General features: G+C 29.9%; 7 protein-coding genes. 1 reads left to right on the top strand and 6 read right to left on the bottom strand.

The annotated features are described in order from the left end of the window. Window positions 1-599: 599 nt before the first annotated feature. The 6 genes from KQI69_RS10550 to KQI69_RS00295 all read right to left on the bottom strand — a co-directional run bounded on the left by KQI69_RS10550 (window position 600) and on the right by KQI69_RS00295 (window position 4,911). Window positions 600-725 (bottom strand): hypothetical protein, encoded by a 126-nt coding sequence (locus KQI69_RS10550; RefSeq protein WP_256442209.1) that lies wholly within the window; start codon window positions 723-725, stop codon window positions 600-602. Between the two features lie 16 nt (window positions 726-741). Then, a complete protein-coding gene (locus KQI69_RS00320) occupies window positions 742-1,860 on the bottom strand; it encodes a tyrosine-type recombinase/integrase (protein ID WP_253288928.1) in 1,119 nt (372 codons plus the stop codon). A 76-nt stretch (window positions 1,861-1,936) separates the two neighbouring features. Then, the gene (locus KQI69_RS00315) at window positions 1,937-2,146 is read right to left on the bottom strand and encodes an excisionase (RefSeq protein ID WP_216563270.1); all 210 of its coding nucleotides are present in this window, start codon (window positions 2,144-2,146) and stop codon (window positions 1,937-1,939) included. Window positions 2,147-2,346: 200 nt separating this feature from the next. Then, window positions 2,347-2,577, bottom strand: a complete 231-nt coding sequence (locus KQI69_RS00310; protein WP_216563268.1) for a hypothetical protein — start codon at window positions 2,575-2,577, stop codon at window positions 2,347-2,349. Between the two features lie 623 nt (window positions 2,578-3,200). Further along, a complete protein-coding gene (locus tag KQI69_RS00300) occupies window positions 3,201-3,518 on the bottom strand; it encodes a hypothetical protein (RefSeq protein WP_216563264.1) in 318 nt (105 codons plus the stop codon). A 412-nt stretch (window positions 3,519-3,930) separates the two neighbouring features. Beyond that, entirely contained in the window at window positions 3,931-4,911 is a 981-nt protein-coding gene (locus tag KQI69_RS00295; RefSeq protein WP_216563262.1) for a hypothetical protein, read from the bottom strand. Between the two features lies 1 nt (window position 4,912). On the opposite strand from KQI69_RS00295, the gene KQI69_RS00290 reads away from it, so the two are divergent. Further along, window positions 4,913-5,308: a hypothetical protein gene (locus tag KQI69_RS00290; RefSeq protein ID WP_216563260.1), complete on the top strand. Its 396-nt coding sequence runs from the start codon at window positions 4,913-4,915 to the stop codon at window positions 5,306-5,308. Window positions 5,309-5,811 lie beyond the last annotated feature (503 nt).

The raw sequence follows: 5,811 nt of genomic DNA, 5'->3' as shown, positions 1-5,811 counted from the left end.
CTTTCCGTTTCCGAAAAGGTTCAACCACCAGACTATCCCTATCACATTCTAACCTGATGAATTGATTATATCATATCCTGTCGATAAATGGAAGATTGGCACAAAATAATGCTACATAAATTTATCTTCAGATTTTATGATGCAGACTCCACCTAAGACATTAAACATTAAGTATATAATATCTTAATTTCTAATTCTTTGAACATTTTATACACCTTAAATAAATCTTAATCATATGTTCCATCATTCTCCTTTTTATAATTTTATTCTCGCACAAAAAAGAGAAGAATATTTCCACATTCTTCTCATATTTGCACCATACAATAGCTTTATTTTATTGTTTTTTATCATTTACGCCGCTGATTTTTATTTACGCCATTTTTACGCCAACTATCCATTGAAATATATATAATTTCATAGGATTTTATAATTTTTAGCATTTTGATAAAAACCTTATTTCTCGCTATTTTCTCAGTTTCTAATCCCACGAATACGGCGTATTCTGATAAACATAATAAGAAATCCATTCGTAAAATTTCAATATGCCACAAAGCCTTATTTTAAAGCATTCTTACAACTTTTGTCTCCAACATATACGATTATACCACCATTGTGTCTCCACGAATTGGTACTATATTACTATGCTGTTTGCTCTCAAATTGTTTTTGTGCAAGTTCATCTCCCATTTCAGATATCTTGTCAAACACACTTTCAACTTTTTGCATCTCTGATGCCATATGTTTAGGCATAACAGATGTATATAATCTGAAGTGTTGCATGTCCAAGGTATGCCTGTACTGTTTTAGGTTGAATGCCTGCTTCAAAACATCTTGTCGCAAAGGTATGACGAAAACAATGTGCTGAAAATTTTTCTATCTCATCAAGTGTATCTCTCATGTAATTTATTTCTGTCACAATTCTTCCTATCGCATCAGATATTATCTGTGAATTGATAGGCGTATTGTATCTTGTTGTAAACAATAAGTCAGCAAACTGTTCATCTACTGTCTTTGTTATAGGGGCTTTTCCACTGACAATTGATTTCTGCATATACTGTCTTTTCAATGCCACCTCACATTGTTTGTTTATAGGGATATCACGAACACTTGTATCTGTCTTTGGATCACCTAAATGAAATTCTTTCTTTGTGTCACCATCAAACTTCTGATACACAAGGGTTCTTGTAACATGAATTACTTTCTTATCCCAATCTATATCCTTCCATCGTAAAGCAGCAATCTCACCAATTCGCATCCCAGTTGTCAAAGCAGTTACAAAAAAGTTATCGTAAAAAGTTCCTTTACTATAGTCAAAAAAGATTACCTGTTCTTCTTCACTTAGCACTCGTCTCTCAACCTCTTCATTTCTTTTTACGACAATTCCTTTAGCTGGATTTTTACGGACATACTCATTTATCAATGCTTTATTAAATATATCCACAAGAAGTATTTTTACTTTATTTCTTGTCTCATATCCTAAACCGTTTTTATCCATACTCTTTAGCAATTTTTTAATCTGCAATTGTGTTATTTTAGACAGCTGAAAGTTTCCCAAAACAGGTGAAATATGTTTCGTATATACCTGATTATAATATCGTTTGGTATTTTCACGGATTGTATCATATTTATAAACACTCATCCATTCATTATACCATTTATCAAGCTTTATATTGTCTTTGATATTTATTTGCTTTTTATCATCATATATTGCTTCATTATAATATTTTTTGAGTTCTTTTAAATCACTACTCGAAAGTGATACCCTCTTTCCAAATCTGTTCGTGAATCTTGCTTCATATCTTCCATTTTTTCTCTGTACTATTCCTTTTCCTAGTTCCTTATCTTTTAAATCTTTACCCATATGTATATCCTCCTAAAATATAGGTAAAAGAATACATGTACATATATTATACCATACAAGCATTCTTTTTCAATTTCTATAAATAATGTTTATCTGCTAAATATTTTTCAAATTCATTTCTTTTTATTAACTGTTTATTTCCTATTTTTAATAAAAACGGACACGCTCTCTCCTTTAAAAGCCCTCTTATTGTTGTTTCACCAATATTAGAATACTGAGCTGCCTCCTGAATCGTCATATTCAACTTCAACCAAAAAGGTATCTGCAACGCTCTATCATCTGTCATGTATCTATAACACCTCCAAAACTTTCTAACAAAATAATAACTCCCACAAACATATAAGGCTTTATATATCTATTATCACTTTTATAGTGGCAGCAACGTTTCAATCTTCACCCATTAAATTTTTTTATTTATCTCCTAAACTTTAATCTTCTCCCAGACCTATTCATCCTAACTTCCCTCATAAACCTCTCCATTTCTTTTTAATAACCTTCCCTGACATCTTCAAGCTCATCAATCAACTTATGATATTTTTCCTTCAACTCTATAATCTCATCCAAATTGTCCTTAGTCTCTTTTATATACTCATCTGAGATTTCCTGTGCTTTCTTAGCAATTTCTTTTGTATTACGTTCTTTAAGCATATTATTTTCTCTGCGTAAGCGTTCAACTTCGGCAGTTAAAATCTCTATTTTTCTATCTTTACTAAACATTGCTTTCTCCTTTTTTCTTAATTTTTTGTATAGAAAAACAGCCTAGCGATTATCTCACTAGACTGCTTTTGTGGGTAACATATAAAAAAAGAATGGCATAAATCACTCATAAAAATTCTTTTTTATATAATTCATTGATTTAATGCCAATAGGGTTTTAGGAAAATATAAACTCCAACAATATCTATTCACTGTCTTATCAATTGTTTGGCTACATTATATTTATTTTGTAAAATCAATTAAAGGCAAATGTAACGGCTTTATTCCCGCCTGCATAGTTAATGATGACACTATTGGTCTTAAATATGATAATAAAACTGCACCACCATTTATTTTCAACATATTTTCAACATTTTGTATTTCATTTTCCCATCCAAACTCTGAGACAATGCAACCATTAAAATATATTGAATTTTTTAATTCATGAGTATCATCTTCTAATTCTCCAACTATAAGAATTAATTTTACTAATGCTGCATTTTTTCATCTGCCATAATTGTCTGAACATTAATATTAATAGGTATATCATTTTCATCTAATATATCATTATTTATTTCAAAAGTTATTTTTTCAATATGTGGATTTTTAAATTAAAATTTACTTGCCGTCATATAATACTCCTTATTATGCTGCTTTATTGATTACACTATTATTTTCAACAACCGATATTAAATCATCATAATGTTTCTCTCTTATTATTGAACAGGTGCTATTTTCGTTATCATTGCAAAATTCTAAATCATTTTCTGCAATAAGTGTTGTATCTATAGATATAGAAGTTGAAAAAACACATTTTTCAACAATAGTATGAATATATGGCTCTTGCATAATATCCTTCATTGAAAAATCTATATTTTCATAATATTCTTCATTATTTCTGTCAATTACATCAATACCATATCTCTCACACAATTCTAACATTTCTTTCTCATTAAACAACATTTAATCACCTCCAATAATAGACAATATTCGTATAAGCTTAGAATCTCTTACACATATTTGTCTTCTCTTTATTGTACCAATTTTAAATCCAGCAATATTTATACTATCATGTTCAAACTCAAATGACAATATAGAATAATTATTCTTTTTACAATATAAATCACAAAAATATTTTTTTCTTTGATTATTATTCTCAAATTTGGGTCTTGGTAACTTATTTTTTTTATTTCATTCATATATTTTCTGCAAAATTTATCAAATTTATCCATTTCGCCACCCTTATTAAGATTAAGATATTGTTCCATTTTACATTTTAATTCACACTCTATAATGCAATCTTTTATGATAGCCCCCGTACCAGTACCAACCTTCCACCATTTTGCATTTTCTATATTATCCCAAAAATATACACCTAATCCAAGCTAATCATCATTTTCATTACTTGGTTTAAAACCATACTTTTTAATATTTGATACATGCATATGTAATGTTTTATGATAACCAATTTCTGTATATTCATTTTGAGGATTATATGAAAACAGAATCTTGCAATTTCTTTAAGAATATCTGTTAATGACTTAGTTGCTTCAGTATTATCCTTTGTATCAGGATTTGGAGCTGGTTTGTTATCATCAACATCAGAATTAGGAAGATTATATTCCTCATTCTTTTTATCCTCATCATAATGTTTATTCGCATTATCAACAGCGTTGCTATCTTTGTTATCAACAGAAGAGAAGTCACCTTTTTCCATATCGTTTTTAAGAATAGCACTAAGGTCAATATCCCATTTGTTTGCAAGTGATTCTAATACTTTAAGAACATCCTGTGTATTTCCTTTTGCACCATCAATAAGTTTTCTGATAATGTCGTCAACATCTTTAAGCTGTTCCTCAACAAATTTCTCATAATCATCTTGCATCTCATTAAGTATATCTTTCTGGTCATTGATATACTGTTCATACTGAGTTTCATCCAAATCCTCTTGAGCTTTCTTCAAGTCAATTTGAAGTTTCTGAAGCTTTTGCCTTGCTTCCTCAGTATCATTACCTTGGAGTGCAGCAATTCTTTTCTTTATACTATCAATATTCTCCGTCTTTTCCTTGATAGACTTCTCATAATCGTGAAGATTCTTTGCGGCGTCAAGTGCATCTGTATATTTTGATATTAAATCAGATAATGCATCTTTCTGAGCGTTATAACCTTCTTCAATAAGAGATTTGATAGCATCTACCTCAGAGTAATAATTCTTGATTGATTCTCTCTGCTGTAATATAAGTTCTTTACGCTTTGTATAATACTCATCATAACCGATTTCATGTTTAGCATATGAAGCATCAAGTTCAGCAATAGCTTCATTATATTTATTATTTAAAGCTATATCATTACTCATTTTGGTCATACTAAGTGCAAGCCTAGACTTAAAGGATAGACATGAACACAATACAGAGCAGACAGGCAACAATAACAAGAACAACTATGATAATATGAAATATGATTTTTCAGAGGATGAAAAGTTAAGGGAAGTTTTACAAGCAATCATTCATTTATCAGATATTACTATTGAGGTATGTGGTTCTTGGATATGGATTTCAGGCAATACATATCAGCATAAAACAGAATTAAAAGAACATAGTTTCAAGTTCGCATCTAAGAAAAAACAATGGTATTGGCATAGTGAAGCATTCAGAAAAAAGGGTAAGAAAACTTTATCTATGAGTGATATACGGAATTATTATGGAAGTACAGAAATACAGACGGAAGAAATCAAGAGGATAAAAGAAGCTTGAGAATATGAACCAAAGATAAAAGGTGTAAACAATCGAGTTACACCTTTATTTTTATCTAGTTTTATAATACATGTTGATATTCTTAATACCTACTAAGACAGTATAATATATAGGAAAATGCTATGCCACACTATACGGGGGTATTAAAAACTGAAAACTTAATTTATTTTTCTTTACCGCCCTGTAGTTGGTTCTTCTATACACTGAGCTAAAAAAATTATCTCTGTGTCAAATTCAATTCACTTTTCATTCAAACAAACCACCACAAAATTGTAGATGTCACACAGATAATATAATATGTACCCTGAACAGTCAAAATCAGTTTTTTAACCTTATAAGAGGTTTAGAGCATCACGAACTTACTATAACTACACCATATCTATAAGTACACTTTCTGATAATATGACTATATGTAAATACAAAAGGGATGCAACAAATGTTACATCCCCAACTTGACTTTTGACGGTCAAGGCTTTATAATCAAGTTAGAAGCAATCAAGGAT

It is taken from the genome of Eubacterium sp. MSJ-13, assembly GCF_018918235.1.
In the GTDB taxonomy this organism is placed as follows: domain Bacteria; phylum Bacillota; class Clostridia; order Lachnospirales; family Lachnospiraceae; genus Butyribacter.
This window is presented reverse-complemented; position numbering and strand designations above follow the sequence as displayed.